Source organism: Streptomyces sp. NPDC102258, assembly GCF_055584685.1.
The window spans coordinates 151760-177237 of sequence record NZ_JBVJLO010000014.1 but is presented as its reverse complement, the minus strand read 5'-3'; the positions used below and the strand labels follow the sequence as shown (position 1 = coordinate 177237).

Genomic DNA, 25478 nt, shown 5'->3' with positions numbered 1-25478 from the left:
CTGCCCATGCTGGGTGTGACAGATCTTCCTACTTATCTCGCGGCCGTGGTGCTGATCGTGCTGCTGCCCGGGCCGAACTCCCTCTACGTGCTCTCCGTCGCCTCCCGGCGCGGGGTGCGGCAGGGCTACACGGCGGCCGCCGGCGTGTTCACCGGCGACACCGTGCTGATGGTGCTGGCCGCGGTCGGCGCCGGCGCGCTGCTCCAGACGAGCCCGGTGCTGTTCACGGTGGTCAAGGTGCTCGGCGCCGGGTACCTGGGCTGGCTGGCCGTGGGCATGCTGCGCGGCGCGCTGGCCATGTGGCGGGCCCGCGGTTCGCGCGAGGAGGCGGCGGCGCCGGACGACGGCCGGGAGAGCGCCGGTCCGGCCGAGCGGCCCTTCCGGCGGGCGCTGGTGGTGAGCCTGCTCAACCCCAAGGCGATCCTCTTCCTGCTGTCCTTCTTCGTGCAGTTCGTGGACCCCCAGTACCGCTACCCGGCGCTGTCGTTCCTGCTGCTGGGCACGGTCAGCCAGCTGGTCAGCTTCCTCTACCTGTCCACCCTGATCTTCACCGGCACCCGGCTGTCGGCCGCCTTCCGCCGCCGCAAGCGGCTCGCGGCCGGGGCCACCTCGGCGGCGGGCGTGATCTTCCTCGGCTTCGCCGCGAAGCTGGCGATGGGCTGACGGCCGACCGGCCGGGCGCTCGCTCAGCCGACCCGTCCCAGCCGCCGGCGCAGCCGGTGCGCGGCCCGGCGCACCGCCGGGCTGCGGGGCAGGAAGGACAGCTGCGCGGGGATCCCGCCGGGCAGGCCCAGCACGGTGAGCCGGCGCCGCTTGAAGTAGCGCCACGTCCGGTCGTCCAGGTGCCGGGCCAGGTAGGCCTCGGCCGGCCCGCGCAGGCCGGTCAGGATCCGGGGCTGCATGGTGAAGCCCACCGCCGTGACCAGGCCGGCGAGATCGGCGGGAGCCGGCGTGTCCGCGCCGCCGTCCGGTGCGTCGAGCTCCGGGACCAGCGCGTCCACCAGCGTCAGCGGGATCCGGTTGCTGTTCTGGTACGGGGCCAGCCGGCCCAGCAGCGGCCCGGTCCCGGTGCGCGCGACCGGGATCCCGTACAGGGTCCGGGCGGTCAGCAGCCCGGTCGAGAAGCAGCCCGCGACCAGCGCCGGGCGCAGCCGCTCGTACAGGGTCTCGGCGAGCACCGGCGCGTCCAGCACCGTCAGCCGCGCCCCGAGCCGGGCGGCTTCCGCCTCGGCGCCGCGCGAGTACGCCGCCGGGGCGGAGGGGTGCGGTTTGAAGACCAGCTCCCGGTGGCCCCGGGCCACGGCCCCGCGCACCATGGCGACGTGCAGCTCCTCCTCCTCGGCCGGGGTCATCAGGTCCAGCGCCGAGAGGTACTGGCCGAGCAGGAGGGCCGGGGGCTCGGGGGGCGCGTAGCCGCAGTCGTCGGGCAGGGCCGCCAGCTCCGCGAGCACCTTCAGGAAGGCCGGCGCCGGGAGCGGCTCGGCCGGCACCCCGAACTCCGTCAGCAGCAGCGGCTCCAGACCCGGTACGAGGTCCAGGTGCAGGACCCGCCGCACCCGCATGCCGATCTGCGGGTCGAGCCGGAAGCGGGTCGGCCCGTACGACATGAGCCCGTCGGCGTAGACGTCGATCGCGGCGCCCGGGAACAGCTGGCACAGGCTCTGCGCGGGCGGCACCTGGAGGGACTCCACCACCAGCTCGACCCGGTCCTCGCCGAGCCTCCACAGGGTGCGCAACTGGCGCTCCCAGAGCGGGACGTCGTCGGGGCGGGGGGCCCAGGTGCTCGGGTGCTGGGGGGCGAGGACCGCGTTCCAGTCGCGGACCTCGTCGAAGCGGGTGCGCAGCGCGGCGAAGCCGGGCATGGCCTCGATGCCGGGGGTGACCTCGGCGGCGGGGGAGTGGTTGCTGGTGAGCAGGATCCGCCGGGCGGCCGGGGGGAAGGCGCCCGCGTCGAGCGCGGCGGCGAGGGTGGCCGTCCCGTAGAGGGTGGAGGCGAGGAAGAGCTGGGTGACGCGTCCGCCGTTCACGCGGCGGCCCCGGAGCGGCGCAGCACCCTGCGCAGCAGGGCGGTGCGTTCGGCGTCCATCGAGGTCAGGGCCGCGTCCAGCAGCGGCCGGGGCATGCGCCGCAGGGCGTCGGCGCTCAGCCGCCGGAGTTTTTTCGCCACGGCCGGTTCGAACCTTTCGATGGAGCCGATATGGTGCGCGATAATTGCGCAATACGTTCGGACGGCCTTGGGGAGCAGGAGTTCGGATTCGGGGTCCGCGGCGGTATCCGACAGGACTTGATCAAATGCGCGGATGAAATCGAGCTGCCGCTCGTCCCCGATCTGCGTGAGCGAGGTGGAAATGCCGCGCCGGTAGAAGATCCCGGCCTCGCCGACGGCCGCGAAGGACTCCGCCTCCCGGTGCAGCCGCCAGATCCACGGCCGGTCCTCCGCCGTCCGCAGCCCGTCGGTGAAGTGCAGCAGCCCCCGGTCCAGCAGCCGCCGGTGGTACATCCCGGCCCAGGCGTACGGATAGTCCACCGCCGTGGCCCGCGAGGCCGGCAGGATCCCGGCGCGCGGATCGGCCACCACCCCCTGCGGCCCGTACGGCACCCGCTGCACCGCGCGCGTCCGGCCCGTCACCTGTACATGGTCGGTACGGACGAAATCGCAGCTCAGCGCCTCGATGGCGGCCAGCGTACGTGCCAGGTGGCCGGGCGCGAGCCAGTCGTCGCCGTCCAGGAAGGCGATGTACTCCCCGCGCGCCGCGTCCAGTCCGGTGTTGCGGGCCGTCGCCAGGCCGCCGTTGCGGTCCCGTCTGAGGTGCCTCGCCCCGGGCAGGCCGCCGGCCGCCGCGCGTTCCAGCAGTTCGGGCGTCCCGTCCGTGGAGCGGTCGTCGACGAGCAGGAACTCGAAATCGTCACGTACGTTGAGTTCGAGCCCCTTCAGGGCATCCGGTGCGTATGTCTGCACGTTGTAGAACGGCACGACAACAGAGAGCTTGAGCACCCGGGAGACATTAGGACGCGGCCCGGCATTCACCATGGCCCGGACGCGGATTCCATGTGAACGACGCGGGGCGGGCGTGTTAACCAGGGCGCTTTCGCATTTCGTCGACGGGTTGTTAACCCGCCGTTGTGCGCTCGTTGGGCCGAACACCGGAAATGCGGAATAGCTTCTGCCGGGTGCCAGTGCCACTCAGCAGCAGCCGGACCGATCTCCGTATCGCCGTACTCGCCGACTCCGACACACGCTGGAAATGGGGCGCCCTCACCGCCCGCCGGCTCGCCCCCGGGGCTCCCGCGCCCGCCGGGTTCGTGCTCCGCGGCCGGGCCACCCCGACCGCGCGCCAGCTCGGCGAGGCGGGGGTCGCGGCGGACCGCGGACCGGCCGAGGTGACCTGCGCCGGGTTCCTCGCCGAACTCGGCCGCGAGCGCTACGACGTCGTCGTCCTCGCCCTGGTCGGAGGCGCCGTCCAGGCCGTCCTGCACGGCGTGCGCGCCCTGTGGCCCGACCCGGCCGCCCGGCCCGTGCTCGTCACCGGCTACGTCGGCGTCGTCTACGAGAAGCTGGCCGACGGACTCCTGCTGCGGCACGGCGCCGACCTGGTCCTCGCCAACTCCCGCCACGACGCCGCCCGCTTCCGCGCCGTCTACGAGGGCGCGGGCGCCGACCCGGCCGCCGTCGTCGAGACCGCCCTGCCCTTCCTGGACGGCGCCCCGCACACGGACACCGGCGGCGTGCGCCGGGTCGTCTTCGCGGTGCAGCCCTCCGTCCCCGAGGGCCGCGCCGACCGCGCCTACCTGCTGGAACGGGCCGCCCGGCACGCCCGCCTGCATCCGGGCCGCGAGGTGCTCGTCAAACTCCGCAGCCGGCCCGGCGAGCACACCACGCACCTGGAGGAACACCCCTACCAGCGCCTCGCCGAGCGGCTCCCGGGCGGCCTGCCGGCCAACTGCCGCCTGGTCTACGGGAACATGGGCGAGGTCCTGGACGGCACCGACCTGCTGGTCACCGTCTCCTCCACCGCCGCCCTGGAATCCCTGCACCGGGGCATCCCGACCGCCGTCCTGACCGACCTCGGCATCCGCGAGGCCCTCGGCAACCACCACTTCCTCGGCTCCGGCTGCCTGACCTCCTGGGACCGGCTCGACGAGGGCGCGCTGCCCGCCGGCGACCCGGCCTGGCTCGCCGCCCAGGGGGTCGCCCCCGGCGCGGCCGACCCCTACGCCGCCGCCCGCGCCCGGGTCGCGGAGCTGCTCGCACCGGGCCGGCTCGCGCCCGTCGCCCCGTACTACACGCTCGCCACCGCCCCCGGCTACCTCCCCGGGATCCTGGCCCGCCACCACCTCGCCCCCGACGGGACCCCGCTGCCCGCCGCCGCCGCGCGGGCCGCCGGGGAGTCCGGGGCGCGCCGGTGGCTCCGCGGCCACCTGCGCGAAGCCGCCCGGGGCGCCTACCGGCACGGGGTCCAGCGCGTGGCCCCGGTGATCCGACGGCTGGGCGAGCTGTGAGGGTCCTCGCGGTGATCCCGGCCCGGGGCGGCTCCAAGGGCGTGCCCGGCAAGAACACCGCGGCCGTCGGCGGGATCCCGCTCGTCGCCCGCGCCGTGCGGGCCTGCCGCTCCGCGCCCACCGTCACCGACGTGGTGGTCTCCACCGACTCCGCCGGGGTCGCGGCGGCCGCCCGGGCCGCCGGGGCCGACGTCATCACCCGGCCCGCGGCCCTCGCCGGGGACACCGCGAGCAGCGAGGCCGCCCTGCTGCACGCCCTGGACTCCTTCGAGGAACTGCACTCCGTGACCGTGGACGTGGTCCTCCTGGTCCAGTGCACCAGCCCCTTCCTGACCCCCTCGGACGTCGAGTCGGTGGCCGCCGTCGTGGCCTCGGGCGCCGCCGACACGGCCCTGACCGCGGCCCCCTTCCACGGCTTCCTCTGGCGGACCGGGGCCGACGGCCACGGCGCCGGGGTCAACCACGACGCGGCGTACCGGCCCCGCCGCCAGGACCGGCCCGCCGAACTCCTGGAGACCGGCGCGGCCTACGCCATGGACGCCGCCGGCTTCCGCGCCGCCCGGCACCGCTTCTTCGGCCGGACCCTGCCCGTACCGGCCGACCCGGCGCGGGTCCTGGAGATCGACGACCCCCACGACCTGGCCCGCGCCCGCCGCCTCGCCCCGCTGTTCGACACCCCGCCCTCCGACCCCCCGGGCCGCTCCGCGCCCGCCGCCACCGAACGAAGGACACCCCCCGCCATGACCGCCGCCCCCGCCAACTCCCGTCTGCGCAGCTTCGGTTCCCGTACCGCCGGACCCGGACAGCCGGTCTACGTCGTCGGCGAGATCGGCATCAACCACAACGGCGACCTCGGTACGGCCTTCGCGCTCATCGACGCCGCCGCCGAAGCCGGCTGCGACGCCGTCAAGTTCCAGAAGCGGACCCCCGAGATCTGCACCCCGCGCGACCAGTGGGACATCGAACGCGACACCCCCTGGGGCCGGATGACGTACATCGACTACCGCCACCGCGTGGAGTTCGGCGAGGCCGACTACCTGGCCATCGACGAGCACTGCGCCCGCCGCGGCATCGCCTGGTTCGCCTCCCCCTGGGACACCGAGGCCGTCGCCTTCCTGGAGAAGTTCGACGTGCCCGCCCACAAGGTGGCCTCCGCCTCCCTGACCGACGACGAGCTCCTGCGCGCCCTGCGCGCCACCGGCCGCACCGTCGTCCTGTCCACCGGCATGTCCACCCCGAAGCAGATCCGGCACGCCGTCGAGGTGCTCGGCAGCGACAACATCCTGCTCTGCCACGCCACCTCGACGTACCCGGCCAAGGCCGAGGAGCTCAACCTGCGCGTCATCCACACGCTCCAGGACGAGTACCCGAACGTCCCGATCGGCTACTCCGGCCACGAGACGGGCCTGCAGACCACCCTCGCCGCGGTCGCCCTCGGCGCCACCTTCGTCGAGCGGCACATCACCCTCGACCGGGCCATGTGGGGCTCCGACCAGGCCGCCTCCGTCGAACCCGGTGGCCTCACCCGCCTCGTGCGCGACATCCGCACCATCGAGACCGCGCTCGGCGACGGCGTCAAGCGCGTGTACGAGTCCGAGCTCGGCCCCATGAAGAAGCTCCGCCGCGTCCAGGGCCAGGCAGAACAGGCCCCGGCAGCGGTCTGATCCGGCCCCACCCCTCCTCCTCCCAGAGCGGAGACCCGTGGTGAACACCCCCGCCCCCACCCTGGCCCTGGTCGAGAGCCCGGTCCAGCTGCTCAACGTCCTCGAATGGGCGCACGCCGAGGCCCGGGCCCGCCCCGGGGCCGGCGCGGACCCCGGCCGCCGCGGGCCCCTGCTGTCCGGCGTACCGAGCCAGCCCGGCCCCCTCGCCGGCCGCCCCGCGCAGGACGGCCCGCCGGGGCCGGCGCCCCACGGCCCGCGCATCATCGTGCTGCCGCCCACCGACCCCATGTCCCGCGGCCAGCTGCGCCGCGTCGCCGCCCTCGCCCGTGACGAAGGCCACACCGTCCAGTGGCAGGAGGCCCGCGGCGGCAGCGGCAGCCCGCTGGGCGCCCTGGCCGCGCTCACCGCCGCCGTGCGCCGGGCCGAGCGGATCGTCGTCGGCGACCCCTTCTCCCGCCTCGTGCAGCTGCTGCTGGTTCCCGCCCGCGCCGCCGAACTGGTCGTCGTCGACGACGGCACCGCCACCATGGAGTTCATGGCGCAGCTCGGCCGCGGTGAGCGGCTTCGCCGCTGGCACCGCACCGGCGGCGGGGTCCTGTCCCGGGCCCGGGAGCTCGTGTACGCCCCGGTCTCGGGGACGGCCCGCAGAAGGCTCACCCCGCGGGGCGGGCGGCCCATGGAGGTCTTCACCTCGATGCCGGTCACCCCGCTGCCGGGGATGGAGCTGCGCGTCAACGACTTCGCCTGGACCCGCTCCCGCTTCGGCCCGCCCCGCCTGACCAGGGGCACCGACCTGGTCGGCACCTCCTTGGTGGAGACCGGGGTGGTGGATCCGGCCCGTTACGTGGACGCCGTCCGGGCCCTGACCCGGGAACACGGGGTGACCCGGTACTTCGCGCACCGCCGGGAGTCCCCGGAGAAGCTGCGCGCGCTGAGCGAGGCGACCGGGCTGGAGATCGTACGTCCGGACCTGCCGCTGGAGCTGATCGCCCGGCGCGGTCCGGTCGGCCGGACCATCGTCAGCTTTCCGTCCACCGTCGTCCACACGCTGCCGTACGCGCTCACCGGCACCGGCGTGACGGTGGCCGTCTGCGACATCGACCCGGCGTGGCTCACCGCCGCCGCCTCGCCGCGGGCCCGCGGCTTCCTCGCGGGCGTCACCGACACCGCCCGTGATGTGCGCAGACTGCCCGCCCGGACGGCTCGCGCGGCCGGATGAGCGCGCGAGTTTACCCCCGGCCGCGTCCGGTCATGCCTCAAGAGGCGGGTTTCTTTCCCCTAACGGCATGAACTTTCGGTGATCTCCGTCCGGTTGAGCCATCCGTGCGCCTACCCTTCAACGGGTGAACCAGTTGATGTCCCGCGAGTCCCAGACCGCCCAGCCCGGCACGCCCGACCGGCCCGAGCTGCCCGGCAAGCTTCCGGACCACCTGCGCGCCGAACTGATCGCCTTCCGACGGGACTTGCACATGCATCCCGAGCTAGGACACCAGGAGTTCCGCACCACGGCGGCGATCAAGGCCCGGCTGGAGAAAGCCGGCCTGCGCCCCCGCGTGCTGAAGTCCGGCACCGGGCTGATCTGTGACGTCGGCACCCGGGACGGCGAACGGCCGATGCTGGCCCTGCGCGCGGACATCGACGCCCTGCCCATCCCGGACGCCAAGACGCACGTCCCGTACCGCTCCACCGTCCCGGACCGCGCCCACGCCTGCGGACACGACGTGCACACGACCGTCGTCCTCGGGGCGGGCCTGGTGCTCGCCGACCTCGACCGCCAGGGGCTGCTGCCCCGGCCGGTGCGGCTGCTGTTCCAGCCGGCCGAGGAGGTGCTGCCGGGCGGCGCGAGCGACGCCATCGAGTCCGGGGTGCTGGACGGCGTGGGCCGGATCATCGCCGTGCACTGCGACCCCCGCGTCGACGCGGGCCGCATCGGCGTGCGCCCCGGGCCGATCACCTCGGCCTGCGACCGCCTGGAGGTCAGCCTCTCCGGCTCTGGCGGCCACACCGCCCGCCCGCACCTGACCACCGACCTGGTGACGGCCGCCGCCCGCGTCGCCGTGGACGTCCCGGCCCTGCTGTCCCGGCGGATGGACGCCCGCTCGGGCATGTCCGTCACCTGGGGCCGGATCGAGGCCGGGCACGCCTGCAACGTCATCCCGATGCACGCGGAGCTGTCCGGTACCGTGCGCTGCCTGGACCTGAACGCCTGGTACGAGGCCCCCGACATGATCCACGCGGCGATCGACGAGGTCGCCACCATGCACGGGGCGAAGTTCGAGATCAACCACGTGCGCGGGGTCCCGCCGGTGGTCAACGACCCGGTGGTCACCGAACTGCTCCGCGAGGCCATGGCCGCCCGGCGCGGGGCGGGCGCGGTCGAGGACACCGAGCAGAGCCTCGGCGGCGAGGACTTCTCCTGGTACCTGGAGCACGTCCCCGGTGCCATGGCCCGCCTCGGCGTGCGGCGGCCCGGCGACACGGCCAAGCACGACCTGCACCGGGGCGACTTCGACGTGGACGAGAGCGCCATCGGCGTCGGCGTGGAGTTCTTCACCGCGGCGGCGCTGCTCGACGGCCGCCACGCCGACGCCGCCGCCCACTAGCCGGCGGGAGCGGGACGGCGGGCGCGCGGCCGGGGGCCGTGAGCCGCGGGCGGCAAAGCCGGGGCAAAGTCCGTACACCCTCCGCCGGTCCGCCGGTGGACCTGTCCGGCCCTTGGTACGCAAGGGCCGGACAGAGGTGCAGTTACCGATCGGTCACTGTCCGGTTCGCGACGATCCGATAACGACTCATGAACGGGCCTTTAACTGACATCTACGCGCGTTACGATCGCCGCGAAACCAGCGCCGGTCGTGGCGCTTCGGTCAGGTTTTGAAGGAGCCTCCCCTTGCGCCGGATCACCAGGATCGCCACCGTGGGCATCGCGTCCGCGGCGCTGGCCCTCTCGGCCACCGCCTGTGGCGGTAAGAAGTCCTCGGACGCCCCGTCCTCCGACGGCACCGCCAAGGCCGCCGCCAGCGCCGCCATCGCGTACGACATCGGTGGCCGCGGCGACCAGTCGTTCAACGATGCCGCCTTCGCCGGCCTGGAGAAGGCCAAGAAGGAACTGAAGATCGGCGGCAAGGAAGCCGAGCCGACCGACGGCGAGGGCGAGGCCGACAAGGTCCAGCGCCTCACCGAGCTGGCCCGCTCCGGCAACAACCCGGTCATCGGCGTCGGCTTCTCCTACGCCCCGGCCATCAAGAAGGTCGCGCCGAAGTTCCCGAACACCACGTTCGGCATCATCGACGACACCTCGGTGACCGACAAGAACATCGCCAACCTCGTCTTCAACGAGGAGCAGGGCTCCTACCTGGCCGGCGTCGCCGCCGCCAAGGCCTCGAAGTCCGGCACGGTCGGCTTCATCGGCGGTGTCGAGGTCCCGCTGATCAAGAAGTTCGAGGCGGGCTTCGCCCAGGGCGTCAAGGACACCAACCCGAACGCCAAGGTGCTCTCCAAGTACCTCTCGCAGCCGCCGAACTTCGAGGGCTTCTCCAAGCCCGACCTCGGCAAGGCCGCCGCCCAGGGCCAGCTCGACGCGGGCGCCGACGTGATCTACGCGGCCGCCGGTCTGGCCGGCTCGGGCGCCATCGAGGCCGCCTCCGCCAAGGGCGCGTGGGCCATCGGCGTCGACTCCGACCAGTACAACCAGGCCGGTCTGTCGAAGTACAAGGACCACATCCTGACCTCGGTCACCAAGGACGTCTCCGACTCCGTCTTCAACCTGATCAAGTCGGTCAAGGACGGCAAGCCGGAGACCGGTGAGGTCCGCTACGGCCTCGACAAGGACGGCGTCGGCCTGGCCGACTCCAACCCGAAGTACAAGGAGATGACCGACGTCATCACCGCGGTGGACAAGGCCAAGGCCGACATCATCGCCAAGAAGATCACCGTCAAGACCACGCCGTAAGGCCCCGTCTGACGAACGGTCGCGGTTTCCGGGGTCCGGGAGTGGTCTCTACCGCTCGCGGGCCCCGCACCGTGTCCGACCTTCGGTTTCTCCCCCAGTCCGTGTTCACTTGTGGTCAGTTGGCCGCAAGTTTTCACTTCCGACAGTGCTACGCGCGTAGAGGCATCGTGGACGCGATACCTTCTCTCCCCCGCCCTGTCCCCCCTGCCACCTCGGCTTTCCAGCTCCTTCCGCGCCAAGGAGAGTGCGTCATCAACGCGTCCAGCCCCCCTCTCGCCGTCGAACTGCACGGCATCACCAAGCGCTTCCCCGGCGTCGTCGCCAACAAGGACATCGCGATCAGCGTCCGCAAGGGCACGGTCCACGCCCTGATCGGCGAGAACGGCGCCGGGAAGTCGACCCTGATGAAGATCCTCTACGGCATGCAGAAGCCGGACGAGGGCACCATCGCCATCGACGGGGAGCAGGTCTCCTTCAACAGCCCCGGCGACGCCATCGCCCGCGGCATCGGCATGGTGCACCAGCACTTCATGCTGGCCGACAACCTCACCGTCCTGGAGAACGTCGTTCTCGGCGGCGAGAAGCTCTACGGCATCGGCGCCAGGGCCCGCAAGAAGATCAAGGAGATCTCGGACGCGTACGGCCTCGGCGTGCGCCCCGACGCACTGGTCGAGGATCTCGGCGTCGCCGACCGCCAGCGCGTGGAGATCCTCAAGGTCCTCTACCGCGGCGCGCGGATCCTCATCCTCGACGAGCCGACCGCCGTGCTCGTCCCGCAGGAAGTGGACGCGCTCTTCGACAACCTGCGCGAGCTCAAGGCCGAGGGCCTGACCGTCATCTTCATCTCGCACAAGCTGGGCGAGGTGCTGAAGGTCGCCGACGACATCACCGTCATCCGGCGCGGCACCACCGTCGGCACCGCCGACCCGCGCGACACCACGCCCAAGCAGCTCGCCGAGCTGATGGTCGGCGCGGAGCTGCCCTCCCCGGAGACCCGCGAGTCGACGGTGACGGACGTACCGATGCTGGAGGTCAAGGGCCTGACCCTGGCCGCGGGCGACTCCGTCTTCACCGAGCCGGATTCCCTGTCCGCCGAGGCGCCCGCCGACTCCGCCACCCTCGAACACGTCGCGGCCGGCCGCCTGCTGCTCGACGACGTCACCTTCACGATCCACAAGGGCGAGGTCCTCGGGATCGCGGGCGTCGAGGGCAACGGCCAGACCGAGCTCATCGAGGCCCTCATGGGCATGGCCGCCGCCGACTCGGGCGTCATCGTCCTGGACGGCAAGGACATCACCGACGCCCCCGTGCGCACCCGCCGCGTGGGCGGCATCGGCTACATCCCCGAGGACCGCCACCGCCACGGCCTGCTGCTGGAATCCCCGCTGTGGGAGAACCGCATCCTCGGCCACGTCACCGAGGCGCCCAACTCCCGGCGCGGCATCCTCGACCTGAAGGCCGCCCGCAAGGACACCGAGCGGATCGTGCGCGAGTACGACGTCCGCACGCCCGGCATCGACGTCACCGCGGCCTCGCTCTCCGGCGGCAACCAGCAGAAGCTGATCGTCGGCCGCGAGATGAGCCACAACCCCAAGTTCCTGATCGCCGCCCACCCCACCCGCGGTGTGGACGTCGGCGCGCAGGCGCAGATCTGGGACGCCATCCGCGAGGCCCGCCGCGAGGGCCTGGCCGTGCTGCTGATCTCCGCCGACCTGGACGAGCTCATCGGCCTGTCCGACACCCTGCGCGTGATCTACCGCGGCCGCCTGGTCGCGGACGCCGACCCCGCGACCGTCACCCCCGAGGAGCTCGGCACCGCCATGACGGGCGCCGCCTCCGGGCACCTGGAAGCAACCGACAACCACTCCGCCGCCGGTACCGGCAACGCCGCTACCGACTCCCCGGAGGACGAGGCCCGATGAAGAAACTCGACAAGGACCGGCTGCTCCTCGGTATCGCCGGGCCCCTGCTCGCCCTGGTCACCGCCTTCCTGCTGACCATGATCGTGCTGGCGGCGACGGGCATCGACCCGATCGACCCGCTGCGCCTCATGGTCGAGAACGCCGGGTACGAGGACGTCCAGGTCCTCATCCTGAACCAGGCGGGCACGTACTACCTGGCAGCCCTGGCCGTCGCCATCGGCTTCCGCATGAACCTCTTCAACATCGGCGTCGACGGCCAGTACCGCCTCGCCGCGATGATCTCCGCGCTGGTCGGCACGGCGATCTCGCTGCCCGGCCCGCTGCACATCCTGGTGATCGTCCTCGTCGCCATGCTGACCGGTGCCTTCTGGGCCGGCATCGCGGGCGTCCTGAAGGCCAAGCGCGGCGTCAGCGAGGTCGTCTCCACGATCATGCTGAACGCCATCGCGACCAGCCTGATCGCCTGGCTGATCCTGCCGAAGAACCTGGGCGTCCAGCCCGCGGGCTCCAACGACCTGACGACCGGCGACATCGCCCAGTCCGGCTGGTTCCCGGCCCTCACCATCGGTGACGGCCTGGAGATCTACGGGTTCACCTTCGTGGCCTTCGCCCTCGGCATCGTCTACTGGTTCGCCCTCAACCGCACCCGCTTCGGCTTCGACCTGCGCGCCACCGGCGCCAGCGAGTCCGCCGCCCAGGCCTCCGGTGTCGACGCCAAGAAGATGATCATCACCTCGATGCTGATCTCCGGCGCCGTCGCGGGCCTGTCCGGCATGCCGCAGCTGCTGGGCGAAACGCACACGTACAACCTGTCCTTCCCCGTGGGCGTCGGCTTCACCGGCATCACCATCGCGCTGCTCGGCCGCAACAGCCCGGTCGGCATCCTCTTCGCCTCGTTCCTGATGGCCTTCATCGACAAGGCCTCGGCCTCGCTCGACACGGCCGGGTACGCGAAGGAGATCGGCACGATCATGAAGGGCCTCATCGTGATCGCCGTCGTCGTCTCGTACGAGCTCGTCCGCCGTTACGGCATCCGCCGCCAGCAGCAGAAGGTCGGCGAGGAACTGGCCGCGGGCCACGCCATCAAGACCGAGAAGGAGGTCGCGGCGTGAGCACCAGCACCGTTCCCCAGAAGAACGCCGCCCCGCAGAAGCCGGCCGGCCGCAAGAAGCTGACCCTCCCGATGATCATGCTGATCATCGCGGGCGGCCTCGCCCTCGTCTCGCTGGTCCGCGTGATCAGCGGCGCCGAGGACCTGACCTCCGTCGGCCAGGTCTCCGGCGCGCTCTCCCTCGCCGTGCCGATCGGCCTCGCCGGCCTCGGCGGCCTGTGGGCCGAGCGCGCGGGCGTCGTCAACATCGGCCTCGAAGGCATGATGATCCTCGGCACCTGGTTCGGTGCCTGGGCCGGCTACCAGTGGGGCCCCTGGACCGGCGTCCTCGTCGGCATCGCCGGCGGCGCCGTCGGCGGCCTGCTGCACGCGATCATCACGGTCACCTTCAACGTCAACCACATCGTCTCCGGTGTGGCCCTCAACATCCTGGCGCTGGGCTTCACCCAGTACCTGTCGAACTTCACCTTCGCCGACGCCCCCGGCGGCTCCTCCAAGCAGTCGCCGCGCGTCGAGGAGATCTACCAGATCACCGTGCCGGGGCTGTCCGACTGGATGGCCACCCTCCAGGGCAAGCACTGGTTCTTCCTCTCCGACCTGGCCGGCGTCGTCGGCGGCCTGGTCACCGGGCTGTCCCTGCTGACCGTCGTCGCGCTGCTGCTCATCCCCGGCACCTGGTGGGTGCTGTGGCGCACCACCTTCGGCCTGCGGCTGCGCTCCTGCGGTGAGAACCCCGTCGCCGCCGAGTCCCTGGGCGTCAACGTCTACAAGTACAAGTACATCGCCGTGATCGTCTCCGGCGCCCTCGCGGGCCTCGGCGGCGTGTTCCTCTCCGAGGTCGCGAGCCCGATCTACCAGGAGGGCCAGACCGGCGGCCGCGGTTACATCGGTCTCGCCGCGATGATCTTCGGCAACTGGATGCCGGGCGGCATGGCCCTCGGCGCGGGCCTCTTCGGCTTCGTCGACAGCCTCAAGCTGCGCGGCTCCGAGAACGTGCACGCGCTGCTGCTGCTCATGGCGATCCTGCTCGCGCTCGTCGCCGCCTGGCAGCTGTACAAGAAGAAGTACGTCCCCGGCCTCGTCTCGGCGCTCTGCGCCGCCGGTCTGCTGGTCTGGTACCTGGTGACCGACTCGGTGCCGAGCCAGTTCGTCGACGCAGCCCCGTACCTGACCACGCTGCTCGTGCTCGCCCTGTCGGCGCAGCGCCTGCGCATGCCCAAGGCGGACGGCCTGCCGTACCGCAAGGGCCAGGGCAAGTGACCGCGGAGCGGACGGTGGACTGGGAGGTCCTGCGGACGGCCGCCCGGGACGTGATGACCCGGGCGTACGCCCCGTACTCGGGCTTCCCGGTCGGGGTGGCCGCCCTGGTCGACGACGGCCGGGTCGTGACGGGCTGCAACGTGGAGAACGCCAGTTACGGGCTCGCCCTGTGCGCCGAGTGCGGTCTGGTCTCCGCCCTCCAGGCCACCGGCGGCGGCCGGCTCACCCACTTCACGTGTGTGGACGGCAAGGGCGAGATCCTCGTCCCGTGCGGCCGCTGCCGCCAGCTGCTCTACGAGTTCGGCGGCCCGGACCTGCTGGTGGAGACCCCCGACGGGGTCCTCCCGCTGAGTGCGATGCTGCCCCAGGCCTTCGGGCCCGACCACCTGAGATAGCCGTGCCGACGGCCCTTCGCCCCCGCCGGGCGGAGGGCCGTCGCGCTTGCCTCCCCCTGAACTTTCTCCCCTCATCTCTATGCGCGTAGAAGGAAGTCACCTCATGGACGTCATCTCCGTCATCCGGACCAAGCGGGACCGCGGTGAGCTGAGCCCCGAGCAGATCGACTGGGTCATCGACGCCTACACCCGCGGCGTCGTCGCCGACGAGCAGATGTCGGCGCTGGCCATGGCGATCCTGCTCAACGGCATGAACCGGGCCGAGATCGCCCGCTGGACCGCCGCGATGATCGCCTCCGGCGAGCGGATGAACTTCGACTCCCTGTCCCGCCCGACCGCCGACAAGCACTCCACCGGCGGCGTCGGCGACAAGATCACCCTCCCGCTGGCCCCGCTCGTCGCCGCCTGCGGCGCGGCCGTGCCGCAGCTGTCCGGCCGCGGCCTCGGCCACACCGGCGGCACCCTGGACAAGCTGGAGTCCATCCCCGGCTGGCGCGCCCTGCTCTCCAACGAGGAGATGCTGCACGTCCTCGACACCACCGGCGCCGTCATCTGCGCGGCGGGCGACGGCCTGGCCCCGGCCGACAAGAAGCTGTACGCGCTGCGCGACGTCACCGGCACCGTCGAGGCCATCCCGCTGATCGCCTCCTCGATCATGTCCAAGAAGATCGCCGAGGGTACGGGCTCACTCGTGCTGGACGTCAAGGTCGGCTCCGGCGCCTTCATGAAGAACATCGAGGACGCCCGCGAGCTGGCCTCCACCATGGTGGCCCTCGGCACCGACAGCGGCGTCAAGACGATCGCCCTGCTCACCGACATGTCCACCCCGCTCGGCCTCACCGCCGGCAACGCCCTGGAGATCCGCGAGTCCGTCGAGGTCCTCGCCGGCGGCGGCCCCTCCGACGTGGTCGAGCTGACCCTGGCCCTGGCCCGGGAGATGCTGGACGCGGCCGGCATCAAGGACGCCGACCCGGCCAAGGCGCTGGCCGACGGCTCCGCCATGGACGTGTGGCGCCGGATGATCTCCGCCCAGGGCGGCGACCCGGACGCCGCCCTGCCCGTCGCGCGGGAGCGGCACGTGGTCACCGCTCCCGAGTCCGGCGTGCTGACCCGGCTGGACGCGTACGGCGTGGGCGTCGGCGCCTGGCGCCTGGGCGCCGGCCGCGCCCGCAAGGAGGACCCGGTGCAGGCCGGCGCCGGCATCGAGCTGCACGCCAAGCCGGGCGACACCGTCGTGGCGGGCCAGCCGCTGATGACCCTGCACACGGACACCCCGGAGAAGTTCGAGTACGCCCTCGCCTCCCTGGACGGCGTCTTCGACATCGCCCCGGCGGGCACGGCCTTCGCCGCCACCCCGATCGTCCTGGACCGCATCGCCTGATCCGCGTCCCCCCCGCGCGCACGGGACCGGCGGAGCCCCGCCGGTCCCGTGCGCGTACCGGGGCCCCGACCCCGCGCCGATGAGTTCCTGGCGGCGGGGGAGTCACCCCCTCGTGAAGATCACCCGGATCGCCCTGCCCGGCCCCGCCCCCACCGGCCGCGACGCGCCACGGCTGTGCGCGCGGCTGGCCCTGCTCTACGAGCGCGGGGCCACCGCGGTGGTCTGCGACGCCGCGGCCGTCACCGAACCCGGCCTCGGCGCCGTGGAGGTCCTGGCCCGGCTCCGGCTGACCGCGCGGGGCCGGGGCGCCTTCACCGTGACCGGCGCCGGCCCCGCGCTACGCGCCCTGCTGGGCCTCGTGGGACTCCTCGATCTGCTCGGGGAGCCCGAAGAGGGGGAACCACCGGGCGGTGTCCAGGAAGGCGTTGAGCCCGACGATCTTCCCGCCTGAGATCTCCAGCACCTGGAGCGCCCACGGCGTCCAGCCCGGCCGCCCGTCCACGCGCCGCCGGTACTGCGCGAAGGCCGGCAGCCCGTTCGCCGTGGTCGCCACGAGCCGGGAGTCCTTGCAGCCGATGCCCTGGTTCAGGTGCCAGGCCGCGATCTCGGCGGGCCCCTGGAGCCACAGGTCGTACGGGGGCATCGACAGCACCGCGTCCTCGTGCAGCAGGGCGGTGAGCCGGGTGATGTCGTAGGCCTCGAAGGCGGACAGGTACCGCTCCAGCAGCTTCGCCTGTTCCGCGTCGAGCGGGTCCGCCGCGTCGCTCTCGCGCAGCCCCGCACCGGCGAGGGTGGCCCGCGCCCGCTGGAGGGCGCTGTTCACGGAGGCCACCGTGGTCTCCAGCAGCGCCGCCACCTCGTCCGCCTTCCAGGCCAGCACCTCCCGCAGGATCAGCACCGCCCGCTGCTTGGGCGGCAGGTGCTGGAGCGCCGCCACGAAGGCCAGCCGTACGGACTCCCTGGCCAGGGCCGCCTCCGCCGGGTCCGCGGTCCGCGGCAGCACCCGCGCGTCGGGCACCGGCTCCAGCCAGGTCACCTCCGGCCGCTCGTTCAGCACGGCGGAGGCCTGGTGCTGCGGGGCGGTCAGGTCCATCGGGCGGGCCCGCTTCTTCGCCGAGTTCAGCAGGTCCAGGCAGACGTTGGTGGCGATCCGGTACAGCCAGGAGCGCAGCGAGGAGCGGCCCTCGAACTTCTCGTACGACCGCCAGGCACGGACGTACGTGTCCTGCACCGCGTCCTCGGCGTCGAAGGCCGAGCCGAGCATCCGGTAGCAGTAGCCGGTCAGCTCCACGCGGTGGAGCTCCATCGCGGAGTCCAGGTCCGGTGATGTCGTCGCCAGGTCGCTCATGGTGGTGTCGCCCCCAGGTAGTTCCGTCTCCTTCGGAAACTACCCGAGGGGTCCGACAACGGCAGCCGCAGGCGCGCGACGCCTCAGGTGCCGGGCTTGCGCCCGTACACGAAGACGTCCTCGCCGTTGCCCAGCATGTTCCAGTACGCCTTCGCGTCGGCCGTCGTCATGTTGACGCAGCCGCCCGAACCCGGCGGGTTCCACATGCTCTTGGTGACCGAGTGGAAGGCGATGCCGCCGTCGAAGAACTGCGCGTACGGCATCGCGACGTCGTAGAGCGTCGACCAGTGGTCGATGCTGCGGTAGTAGATCTTCTTCAGGCCCGTCCGGGTCGGTGTCGCGGCCTTGCCGGTGCGCACCGGCACCGGCCCGTACTTCAGGCTCGCGCCGTCCTGGATCCAGCTGAGCTGGCGGGTCAGGTCGACGCAGGCGATCCGGCCCAGGTTCGTGGGGCAGGTGCCGGCCGCGTTCGGGTTCTTGCCCGCCGCCCGCTGCGCGAGCATCGTGTTCATGGTCTGCCAGGTCAGCGGGCCCGCGTACCCGGCGGTGGGGGTGATGCCGTGGGTGGCCTGGAAGGTGCGTATCGCCTCGCAGTCGGCGGCCGACTGCACCCCGTCCACGGGCCGCCCGAGGAACTGCTCGGCCTCCCGCTGGTACGGCCCCGTCGTCACGTTGCACGCCGCCGCTGTCGCGGCCTGCGCCGGTCCGCCCCCCGCCACCAGCGTCCCCGCCGCCAGGGCCAGCGCCCCGCCGATCACCGTCGCGCCGCGCCGCAGCGCGCGCACGCGTATCGCCGCCATCCGGTCCTCCCCCGCGCTCGCCCGGGCGTCCGGGGCCCCGTGCCCCGCGTACGCGACGAGTCGCTACGCGGAGCGTAGGGGCGGCGGGCCGGATCCGGCAGGGGGTACGGCGGGGGCGGTGGAGGCGAGAGGGCCGCGTACGGGGTGACGGGCGCCGGTCAGCGGGCCGTCGCGGCCCGGTGCGGGAGCTGCCGGGCGCGTTCCACCCGGGCCGCGTGGGAGCCGTAGAGGGTGATCGAGGCGACGCCCACCACCGCCAGCAGCGCGATGCCGACCGTGGCCGCCCACCCCGAGGCGTGGTACGCCAGCGCGCCCAGGGTGCCGCCCGCGCTGGAGCCGAGGTAGTACGCGGACTGGTACAGCGCGGAGGCCTGCGCCCGGCCCGACGTCGCCGTCCGGCTCACCGCCGCCGACGCCACCGCGTGCCCGGCGAAGAAGCCCGCCGTGATCAGCACCAGGCCCGCCAGGATCGCCGTCAAGGAGTCCGAGAGCGACAACAGCAGGCCCAGCGCGGTCGTGGTCACCGCCAGGTACAGCGCCCCGCGCCGTCCCGTACGGGCCACCAGCCGGCCGGCGGCCGCGGAGGAGACCGTACCCACCAGGTAGACCAGGAAGACCGATCCGACGACGCCCTGGCCCAGCGAGAACGGCTCGTCCACCAGCCGGTAGCCGATCACCGTGTACACGGCCCCGAAGACGGTCATGAACAGGGCGCCGATCCCGTACAGCCGCAGCAGCAGCGGATCGCGCAGGTGCCCGGCGACCGTACGTCCCACCGCGCGCGGGTTCAGCGACGCCGGCCGGAAGAACCGCGCCCGGGGCAGCAGCACCAGGAAGGCCACCGCGCAGGCCAGGGCCATCAGCCCGACCGTCAGCAGCCCGGCCCGCCAGCCCCACAGCTGCGCGGCCCAGCCGGTCACGATGCGCCCGCTCATGCCGCCGATGGAGTTGCCCGCCACGAACAGGCCGATCGCCCCGACCAGGGCCTTGGGCCTGACCTCCTCCGCCAGGTACGCCATCGCGGAGGCGGGGATGCCGGCGATCGCCGCGCCCTGCACCGCACGCAGCACCACCAGCCACTCCAGGCTCGGCGCGAACGGCACCAGCAGCCCGAGGCCGACGGCGGTCACCATCGACCAGGTCATCATCCGGGTCCGGCCGAACCGCTCCGACAGCGCGCTCAGCGGGAGCACGCACAGCGCGAGGGCGCCGGTGGCCGCGGACACCGTCCAGCTGGCCTGACCCGCCGTCACGCCGAAACCGGCGGAGACCGCGGGCAGCAGGGCCTGGGTGGAGTAGAGGAGGGCGAAGGTCGCCAGTCCGGCGGCGAAGAGCGCGAGGCTCATCCGGCGGTAGCCGGGGCGGCCGGGGGAGTGGGCTTCGGGCTGCGGGAACGACGCGGTGGAGGCGCCCGGGGTGACGGGCGCCCCGGTATGAGCGGGAGGCATACGTCGAAGGTAGGCCGCTGTTTTTCATGCGTCCAATGCACGAAATCGCGATAATCGATCCACTCGCGCATCACCACAGCTCAGGGGCGTGCATGTCAACGAACCGTTACGAAGAAGACATGGCCGTGACACGGCTGCTGGCCCCGCGCCTCGCCTGGTTCGCCGCCGTCGCCCGGCACGAGCACGTCACCCGCGCCGCCCACGAGCTGGGCGTGCCGCAGTCCACGCTGTCGCGGGCGATGGTCCGCCTCGAAGAGGACCTGGGCGTCACGCTGTTCGCCCGCAAGGGCCGCACCGTCGCCCTCACCACGGCCGGCCGCACCTTCCTGGCCTCCGCCGAACAGGCCCTGGACGGCATCGCCCGCGCCGCCGGATCCGTCCAGCAGGACGCCGACGCCTCCTTCGGCAAGGTGGCGTTCGGCTTCCTGCACACCCTGGGGCCCGAGACCGTACCCGGGCTGATCCGCGCGTTCCGGGCCGACCATCCGCGCGTACGGTTCTCCCTCGTCCAGAACTACGGCGAGGCCATGCTGGAGAAGCTGCGGGCCGGCGAGCTCGACCTGTGCCTGACCTCGCCGCTGCCCGACGCCCCCGACCTGGTGACCCGCCGCCTCGACGAACAGCGGCTGCGGCTGGTCGTCCCGGACGACCACCGGCTCGCCGTACGCAAGCGGATCCGGCTGGCGGAGGCCGCCGAGGAAACCTTCGTCACCCTGGAGGCGGGCTACGGGCTGCGGCGCATCACCGACGACCTGTGCGCGGAGGCGGGTTTCACGCCGAAGGTCGCCTTCGAGGGCGAGGAGGCCGAGACCCTGCGCGGCCTGGTCGCGGCGGGCCTCGGCGTGGCCCTCCTCCCGCCGCCCGCGGTGCCCCGGCCGGGGGTGGTGGAGCTGACGGTGACGGCCCCGCGCGCCGTCCGCCAGATCGGCGTGGCCTGGCTCGACGGCCACCCCGACACCCCACCGGTCGCCGAGTTCAAACGCTTCCTCCTCTCCCGCAGGGGCCGCCTGATGCCGAACCTGGAAACGGAACCCGGCCCGGGAAGCTCCGGCCCCGCCGGGGTGTGAGAAGCCTCGCGGGGACGCCCAGGGCAGTGCCGCGGCAGGCGACCGGGCTGCTCAGCCAAAATCCAGCCCCGCCGGCGTTTGAGGCGCGGGGTCTGGGGCGGAGCCCCAGGTCCGGGCGACAGCCCGGCTACGCCTCCAGCCGGGGCTGCGGCTCCCGCTCCCGCTGCGGCTCCCGCTCCGGCGGCGGCGCGGCCGACCCGGCGGCGGTCGCCAGCAAGTACCCCGCCTGGAAGCGGGACTTGGCCCCCACCGCCCGCATCACCTCCGCGATGTGCCGCTGACACGTCCGCTCCGACATCCCCAGCCTCCGCGCGATCACCTTGTCCTCCAGCCCCTCCGCCAGCAACCGCACGATCGTCTGCCGCAGCTCCTCCGAGATCGACCGCGCCGCCTCCGGACCCACCGTCGTCGGGAACGGCTCCGCCCCCACCCACGACCGCTCGAACGCCGCCGTCATGAAGTGCACGACGCTCGGCTCCCGCACCACCAGCGCCGCCCCGGTCCGGTCCGGCACCGCCATCAGCCCCGTCCGCTGATCGAAGATCAGCATCCGCATCAGCCCGTCGCCCAGCGTCCGCACCTGCGCCCCCAGCGCCGTCACCCGTTCCACGTAGGCCGCCGTGGGCCGTGAGTAGCGCGCCGTGTGCTGGTAGATCGTCCGCATCCGGACCCCGCGCGCCAGCAGCGACTCGTCCCGGCCGACCGCCTCCTCCAGCGCCTCCTGCGGCCGGCCGCCGCCCGGCTGCGAGGTCAGCAACTCCCGCTCGCACCCCGCCACCAGCTCCGCGATCAGCCCGCGCACCGCCCCGAGGTCCGTGACCAGCTCCAGCCGGCCGGCCCCGCTCAGGTCCCGGTGCGCGGCCCCGGCCTCGTACGCGGGCACCAGCGCCTCCAGCCGTCCGCGCAGCCGGTCCATCTCGTCGTGGGTCTCCCGTACGAGCAGGGCGAGCGGGGCCAGCGCCCGGGCCGCCGCCGCGCGGGGCGCCACCGCGCTCCACCGCTCCGGGCCGGGGCCGGGGGCGCGCTGGAGCAGGTGGGCGGCGGCCAGCTCGGTGATCGCGGCCCCCGCGCGGGCGCCCAGCGCGGTGGTGGCCTCGGCGGCGGTGAAGGCCTGCCGCTCGACCGCGTACGCGTACAGCCGGCGCGCGGCGGGGCTCAGCTCGCCGTCGGCTCCCTCTGCTGGCATATGCCTATTGGTCCCTGTCTGTACCCATTCCTAAACCCCTCGTGTTCCCGCAAGGCGACAACTCGACGCCTGAACGGGGGCTTCCGGCATATGCCGAACCGGCACAGTGGACGCACGGCGTGACGGGGGGAGCGAGCGCGGTATGCCGGACGGGACGACGACCAGCCCCGGCCCCAGCCCTTGGCGGCGGCCGGTGGCGGTCCTGCTCAGCCCGCGCCCCGCCGAGGTCGCCGCCGCCCGCCGGGCGGGCGCGCGCGCCGTGGTGGTCGCGCCGGGTCCATCGGTGCCATCCGACCGTGAGGGGGCGGAGCGGCGGGTACGGACGGACTGGCGCGACCACCGCCGTCTGGTCGGGGCCCTCGGCCGGCTGGCGGAGGTCCGCTGCGGGCGGGCCCGCGTCTTCGGGTTCGGCCCCGCCGCGGCCCTCGCGGCGGCCCGCGCCAACGAGGCCCTGGGCCTGCCCGGCACCCCGGCCGACGCCGTGAGCGCCCTCATGGACAAGGCCGCGCTGCGGGCCCGCTCGAACACCCTGCACGCCGCCCGGCCGGTCTCCTTCGTCCGCTGCGGCCGGTCCGCCCTGCTCCCCTTCCTGGCGGCCCTGATCGGCTACCCCTGCGTCGTGAAGCCCCGCGCGGGCGCCGACGGCGAGGGCGTCCGCCTGCTCCGCGACGCGGCCGAAGCGGAGGCCGCCGTCCCCGCGTACCCCGAGGTCACCGACCTCCTGGTGGAGGAGTACCTGGAGGGCCCCACCCTCACGGTCACCACCCTCACCACCCAAGGCCGCCACCGCACCCTGGGCTGGACCACCCCCCTCCCACCCCCCACCGCCCCACGCCCCGCCACTCCCCTCACCGCCACGCCTCCCCGCACGCCCCCGCCCCGGCCGGCCGCCCCGCCCGCACCGGCCGGCCGGCGGGGCACGGATGCTCCGCAGACCGCCGACGGCCCGACGGGCGTCGCCGGGTGGCGACGAGCCGCTGCTCCGGAGGACTGCGACGCCGCGCCGACGTCGGGCGGGCGTCGGCGGGCCGGGGCCTCGGAAGGGCCTGGTATCTCACCGCCGAGCGACCAGCACCCGGGCCCCGCCGGGTCCTCCTTGGCCGCCGGTCCGCCGTGCGTCGCCGGTGCGCAACGGGCGGGTGACCCACCCACCGGGTGGTGGCGAGCCGGTGCTGCGCGGGGCTCCGACGCCCCGCCGCCGGGAGACCAGCACCCGGGCTCCGCCGGGCCCTCGCGGGCCGACGGGCCATCGCCCACCGCCGGTGCGCGGCGGGCGGGCGATCCGCCGGGCACCGCCGGGGCAGGGCCGGCCGACGCCCCGACAGCCGCCGTCGGCCCGCGCCCGGCCGGTGGCCCGCAACCAACCACCGCCCCGCCCGGGTTCCGGGTGCCCGTGCTGTTGGACCCCGGGACCGCCGAGGCCGTGCGGGGGCTGGTGCGGGGGGTGTTGGAGCTGGTCGGGTATCGGGACGGGGTGGCGTGTACCGAGGTGGTGCTCACCCCGTACGGTCCCCGCCTGGTCGCGGCGCACGCCCGGCCCGGGCCCGAGGAGTGCGTCGAGTTGCTCCGGCTCGCCCACGGCGTCGACGTGCTCGGCATGACGTTCGCCGCCGCCCTCGGGCTGCCCGAGCCCGTCCGCAGACCGCCCGTAGCCCCCCACGCGGGCGTGCGCTACGTCGACTTCCCGCCCGGCCGCCGCCTCGACACCCTCACCGGCGCCCTCGACGCCGCCCGCGCCCTCCCCGGCGTGGTCCGCGTCCGGCTGACCGTCCCGCCGGACGCCACCGTCCGTCACGCCCCCTCCGGCTCCCGCCACCACGCGTACGTGCTGGCCACCGGCCCCACCCGGCACGCCCTCACCCGCAGCCTCGACCGGGCGGCCGCCCTGCTCCGGGCTCCCGCGACACCCCTCACACCGAGTCCACGTGCGATTCACCTCCCCCGCCCACGCTTAGGTCATGGCCATGACCAGACGTGATCTGCTCGCCACCACGACCGCCACCGCCGCCGGGGCCGCCACCCCCCACGCCGCCCCCCAGGCACCCCCCGCCGGAGCCACCCTCCACGGCCGCATCCCGCCCGGCGCCCCCGACTTCGTCGAGGTTCCCCTCGACATCCCGCCGGGCCTGCGCGAGTTACGCGTCTCCTACAGCTACGACAAGCCCCCCGTGCCCCCCGGCACCCCCGGCAACGCCCTCGACATCGGCATCTTCGACCCCCGCGGCACCGCCCTCGGCGGCCGCGGCTTCCGCGGCTGGTCCGGCGGCGCCCGCGCCGAGTTCTTCCTCCGTACCGACGAGGCCACCCCCGGCTACCTCCCCGGCCCCCTCATCCCCGGCCGCTGGCACCTGCTGCTCGGCCCCTACACCATCGCCCCGCAGGGACTCGCGTACGAGATCACCGCCGCCTTCGCCTACGGCCCGCCCGCCCCCGAGGCCCCCCGCCGCTACCCGCCCCAGCGCGCCCGAAGCCGCGGCCGCGCCTGGTACCGGGGTGACTGCCACATCCACTCCGTGCACTCCGACGGCCGCCGCACCCCGGCCGAGATAGCCGCCCTCGCCCGCGCCGCCGGGCTGGACTTCCTCAACTCCTCCGAGCACAACACCCACTCCGCGCACACCGCCTGGGCCGACGTCGTCCCCCCGGAGCTCCTCGTCCTCACCGGCGAGGAGATCACCACCCGCACCGGCCACGTCCTCGCCGTCGGCACCGACCCCGGCACCTTCGTCGACTGGCGCTACCGCGCCCGCGACGACCGCTTCGGCCGCTTCGCCCGCGCCATCCGCGGCGCCGGCGGCCTCGTCGTCCCCGCCCACCCGCACGCCACCTGCGTCGGCTGCGCCTGGAAGTTCGGCTTCGGCGAGGCCGACGCGGTCGAGGTCTGGAACGGCCCCTGGACCCCGGACGACGAAGTCGCCCTCGCCTCCTGGGACGCCACCCTGCGCGGCGCCTCCGCCGACCGCTGGCTCCCGGCCGTGGCGAACAGCGACTACCACCGCGACCCCGACCGCGTCGGCTCCCCGCACACCGTCGTGCACGCCGAGGACCTGACCCGCGAGGCGATCCTGGCCGGCCTGCGCGCCGGCCGGTGCTACGCCGCCGAGTCCGACCGGATCACCGTCACCTTCGACGCGGTGACCGCCCGCGGCGCCCACGCCGGCATCGGCGAACGCCTGAGCACCACCGGCCCCGACGCGGACGTCCTCGTACGCCTGACCGCGACCGGCCCCGCCGCCGAGGGCCGCGAGCTGCGCCTGATCACCGACCAGGGCGTGGCCCTCACCGCCCCGGCCGGCCCCGCCCCGCTGGAGTGGCACACCACCCCGGCGCGCTCCGCCTACGTCCGCGCCGAGGTCCGCCACCCGGCGACGGCCCCGCCCCTGCCGGGCGCCCCGGCGGCCCTGACCAACCCGGTCTTCCTCGGCGCCCCCTGACCGAACCCGGGCG

At 73.8% G+C, this 25478-nt stretch carries 21 protein-coding genes and 1 pseudogene; 16 read left to right on the top strand and 6 right to left on the bottom strand.

All coding sequences use genetic code 11. The annotated features are described in order from the left end of the window. Nucleotides 1–6: 6 nt before the first annotated feature. A complete protein-coding gene (leuE, locus tag ACZ6ZT_RS23510; RefSeq protein ID WP_469721789.1) occupies nucleotides 7–663 on the top strand; it encodes a leucine efflux protein LeuE in 657 nt (218 codons plus the stop codon). Between the two features lie 23 nt (nucleotides 664–686). On the opposite strand, the gene ACZ6ZT_RS23505 is transcribed toward leuE, so the two are convergent. Further along, nucleotides 687–2027, bottom strand: a complete 1341-nt coding sequence (locus ACZ6ZT_RS23505; RefSeq protein WP_469721788.1) for a polysialyltransferase family glycosyltransferase — start codon at nucleotides 2025–2027, stop codon at nucleotides 687–689. Further along, nucleotides 2024–2995 carry a glycosyltransferase family 2 protein gene (locus ACZ6ZT_RS23500; RefSeq protein WP_469721786.1) on the bottom strand — a complete coding sequence of 324 codons (972 nt, stop codon included), beginning with the start codon at nucleotides 2993–2995 and terminating at the stop codon, nucleotides 2024–2026. The genes ACZ6ZT_RS23505 and ACZ6ZT_RS23500 overlap by 4 nt, the downstream gene beginning before the upstream one ends. A gap of 155 nt (nucleotides 2996–3150) precedes the next feature. On the opposite strand from ACZ6ZT_RS23500, the gene ACZ6ZT_RS23495 reads away from it, so the two are divergent. The 12 genes and pseudogenes from ACZ6ZT_RS23495 to ACZ6ZT_RS23440 all read left to right on the top strand — a co-directional run bounded on the left by ACZ6ZT_RS23495 (nucleotide 3151) and on the right by ACZ6ZT_RS23440 (nucleotide 16633). After that, complete coding sequence (locus ACZ6ZT_RS23495) at nucleotides 3151–4500, top strand: DUF6716 putative glycosyltransferase (RefSeq protein ID WP_469721785.1); 1350 nt, start codon at nucleotides 3151–3153, stop codon at nucleotides 4498–4500. Beyond that, nucleotides 4404–4856: pseudogene (locus tag ACZ6ZT_RS23490) on the top strand (acylneuraminate cytidylyltransferase family protein); the annotation flags it as partial. The gene ACZ6ZT_RS23495 and the pseudogene ACZ6ZT_RS23490, both read left to right, overlap by 97 nt. A 384-nt stretch (nucleotides 4857–5240) precedes the next feature. After that, nucleotides 5241–6164, top strand: coding sequence for an N-acetylneuraminate synthase family protein (locus ACZ6ZT_RS23485; protein WP_469721824.1), 924 nt, complete (start codon nucleotides 5241–5243; stop codon nucleotides 6162–6164). Between the two features lie 40 nt (nucleotides 6165–6204). Further along, a complete protein-coding gene (locus ACZ6ZT_RS23480) occupies nucleotides 6205–7383 on the top strand; it encodes a hypothetical protein (RefSeq protein WP_469721784.1) in 1179 nt (392 codons plus the stop codon). Between the two features lie 136 nt (nucleotides 7384–7519). Continuing rightward, on the top strand, nucleotides 7520–8767 hold the full coding sequence (locus ACZ6ZT_RS23475) for an amidohydrolase (RefSeq protein WP_469721823.1): 1248 nt from the start codon (nucleotides 7520–7522) through the stop codon (nucleotides 8765–8767). Between the two features lie 284 nt (nucleotides 8768–9051). After that, nucleotides 9052–10113, top strand: coding sequence for a BMP family lipoprotein (locus tag ACZ6ZT_RS23470; protein ID WP_469721783.1), 1062 nt, complete (start codon nucleotides 9052–9054; stop codon nucleotides 10111–10113). A 176-nt stretch (nucleotides 10114–10289) separates the two neighbouring features. Then, nucleotides 10290–12035 carry an ABC transporter ATP-binding protein gene (locus tag ACZ6ZT_RS23465; protein WP_469721822.1) on the top strand — a complete coding sequence of 582 codons (1746 nt, stop codon included), beginning with the start codon at nucleotides 10290–10292 and terminating at the stop codon, nucleotides 12033–12035. After that, entirely contained in the window at nucleotides 12032–13147 is a 1116-nt protein-coding gene (locus ACZ6ZT_RS23460; RefSeq protein ID WP_469721782.1) for an ABC transporter permease, read from the top strand. Before ACZ6ZT_RS23465 ends, ACZ6ZT_RS23460 begins: the two co-directional genes overlap by 4 nt. Beyond that, nucleotides 13144–14406, top strand: coding sequence for an ABC transporter permease (locus tag ACZ6ZT_RS23455; protein ID WP_469721781.1), 1263 nt, complete (start codon nucleotides 13144–13146; stop codon nucleotides 14404–14406). Before ACZ6ZT_RS23460 ends, ACZ6ZT_RS23455 begins: the two co-directional genes overlap by 4 nt. Continuing rightward, complete coding sequence (locus ACZ6ZT_RS23450) at nucleotides 14403–14801, top strand: cytidine deaminase (protein ID WP_469721780.1); 399 nt, start codon at nucleotides 14403–14405, stop codon at nucleotides 14799–14801. Before ACZ6ZT_RS23455 ends, ACZ6ZT_RS23450 begins: the two co-directional genes overlap by 4 nt. A gap of 103 nt (nucleotides 14802–14904) precedes the next feature. Continuing rightward, the gene (locus ACZ6ZT_RS23445; RefSeq protein WP_469721779.1) at nucleotides 14905–16182 is read left to right on the top strand and encodes a thymidine phosphorylase; all 1278 of its coding nucleotides are present in this window, start codon (nucleotides 14905–14907) and stop codon (nucleotides 16180–16182) included. A 112-nt stretch (nucleotides 16183–16294) separates the two neighbouring features. Continuing rightward, entirely contained in the window at nucleotides 16295–16633 is a 339-nt protein-coding gene (locus ACZ6ZT_RS23440; RefSeq protein WP_469721777.1) for an STAS domain-containing protein, read from the top strand. Here ACZ6ZT_RS23440 and ACZ6ZT_RS23435 read toward each other — a convergent pair. The 3 genes from ACZ6ZT_RS23435 to ACZ6ZT_RS23425 form a co-directional block, all read right to left on the bottom strand. Then, nucleotides 16520–17530, bottom strand: coding sequence for a sigma-70 family RNA polymerase sigma factor (locus tag ACZ6ZT_RS23435; RefSeq protein ID WP_469721775.1), 1011 nt, complete (start codon nucleotides 17528–17530; stop codon nucleotides 16520–16522). The two genes, ACZ6ZT_RS23440 and ACZ6ZT_RS23435, sit on opposite strands and share 114 nt — an antisense overlap. 83 nt (nucleotides 17531–17613) lie before the next feature. Further along, nucleotides 17614–18330 (bottom strand): L,D-transpeptidase family protein, encoded by a 717-nt coding sequence (locus ACZ6ZT_RS23430; RefSeq protein WP_469721774.1) that lies wholly within the window; start codon nucleotides 18328–18330, stop codon nucleotides 17614–17616. Between the two features lie 158 nt (nucleotides 18331–18488). Continuing rightward, entirely contained in the window at nucleotides 18489–19778 is a 1290-nt protein-coding gene (locus tag ACZ6ZT_RS23425; RefSeq protein ID WP_469721773.1) for an MFS transporter, read from the bottom strand. A gap of 92 nt (nucleotides 19779–19870) precedes the next feature. Here ACZ6ZT_RS23425 and ACZ6ZT_RS23420 point away from each other — a divergent pair, with 92 nt between their 5' ends. Continuing rightward, nucleotides 19871–20845, top strand: a complete 975-nt coding sequence (locus tag ACZ6ZT_RS23420; protein ID WP_469721771.1) for a LysR family transcriptional regulator — start codon at nucleotides 19871–19873, stop codon at nucleotides 20843–20845. A 127-nt stretch (nucleotides 20846–20972) separates the two neighbouring features. Here the strand turns inward: ACZ6ZT_RS23420 and ACZ6ZT_RS23415 are convergent, their stop codons facing one another. Next, on the bottom strand, nucleotides 20973–22031 hold the full coding sequence (locus ACZ6ZT_RS23415) for a helix-turn-helix transcriptional regulator (protein WP_469721770.1): 1059 nt from the start codon (nucleotides 22029–22031) through the stop codon (nucleotides 20973–20975). Between the two features lie 142 nt (nucleotides 22032–22173). Here ACZ6ZT_RS23415 and ACZ6ZT_RS23410 point away from each other — a divergent pair, with 142 nt between their 5' ends. Then, nucleotides 22174–24009 carry an ATP-grasp domain-containing protein gene (locus tag ACZ6ZT_RS23410; protein ID WP_469721769.1) on the top strand — a complete coding sequence of 612 codons (1836 nt, stop codon included), beginning with the start codon at nucleotides 22174–22176 and terminating at the stop codon, nucleotides 24007–24009. Further along, nucleotides 23990–25465 (top strand): CehA/McbA family metallohydrolase, encoded by a 1476-nt coding sequence (locus ACZ6ZT_RS23405; protein ID WP_469721768.1) that lies wholly within the window; start codon nucleotides 23990–23992, stop codon nucleotides 25463–25465. The genes ACZ6ZT_RS23410 and ACZ6ZT_RS23405 overlap by 20 nt, the downstream gene beginning before the upstream one ends. The last annotated feature ends 13 nt before the right edge of the window (nucleotides 25466–25478 follow it).

Bases quoted from the DNA above. Each gene is read 5' to 3' on its own strand.
- ACZ6ZT_RS23485 (WP_469721824.1), top strand. From the start codon at position 5,241: ATGACCGCCGCCCCCGCCAACTCCCGTCTGCGCAGCTTCGGTTCCCGT.
- ACZ6ZT_RS23410 (WP_469721769.1), top strand. From the start codon at position 22,174: ATGCCGGACGGGACGACGACCAGCCCCGGCCCCAGCCCTTGGCGGCGG.
- leuE (WP_469721789.1), top strand. From the start codon at position 7: ATGCTGGGTGTGACAGATCTTCCTACTTATCTCGCGGCCGTGGTGCTG.
- ACZ6ZT_RS23475 (WP_469721823.1), top strand. From the start codon at position 7,520: ATGTCCCGCGAGTCCCAGACCGCCCAGCCCGGCACGCCCGACCGGCCC.
- ACZ6ZT_RS23445 (WP_469721779.1), top strand. From the start codon at position 14,905: ATGGACGTCATCTCCGTCATCCGGACCAAGCGGGACCGCGGTGAGCTG.
- ACZ6ZT_RS23430 (WP_469721774.1), bottom strand. From the start codon at position 18,330: ATGGCGGCGATACGCGTGCGCGCGCTGCGGCGCGGCGCGACGGTGATC.
- ACZ6ZT_RS23495 (WP_469721785.1), top strand. From the start codon at position 3,151: ATGCGGAATAGCTTCTGCCGGGTGCCAGTGCCACTCAGCAGCAGCCGG.
- ACZ6ZT_RS23415 (WP_469721770.1), bottom strand. From the start codon at position 22,031: ATGCCAGCAGAGGGAGCCGACGGCGAGCTGAGCCCCGCCGCGCGCCGG.
- ACZ6ZT_RS23405 (WP_469721768.1), top strand. From the start codon at position 23,990: ATGGCCATGACCAGACGTGATCTGCTCGCCACCACGACCGCCACCGCC.
- ACZ6ZT_RS23420 (WP_469721771.1), top strand. From the start codon at position 19,871: ATGTCAACGAACCGTTACGAAGAAGACATGGCCGTGACACGGCTGCTG.
- ACZ6ZT_RS23460 (WP_469721782.1), top strand. From the start codon at position 12,032: ATGAAGAAACTCGACAAGGACCGGCTGCTCCTCGGTATCGCCGGGCCC.
- ACZ6ZT_RS23425 (WP_469721773.1), bottom strand. From the start codon at position 19,778: ATGCCTCCCGCTCATACCGGGGCGCCCGTCACCCCGGGCGCCTCCACC.
- ACZ6ZT_RS23435 (WP_469721775.1), bottom strand. From the start codon at position 17,530: ATGAGCGACCTGGCGACGACATCACCGGACCTGGACTCCGCGATGGAG.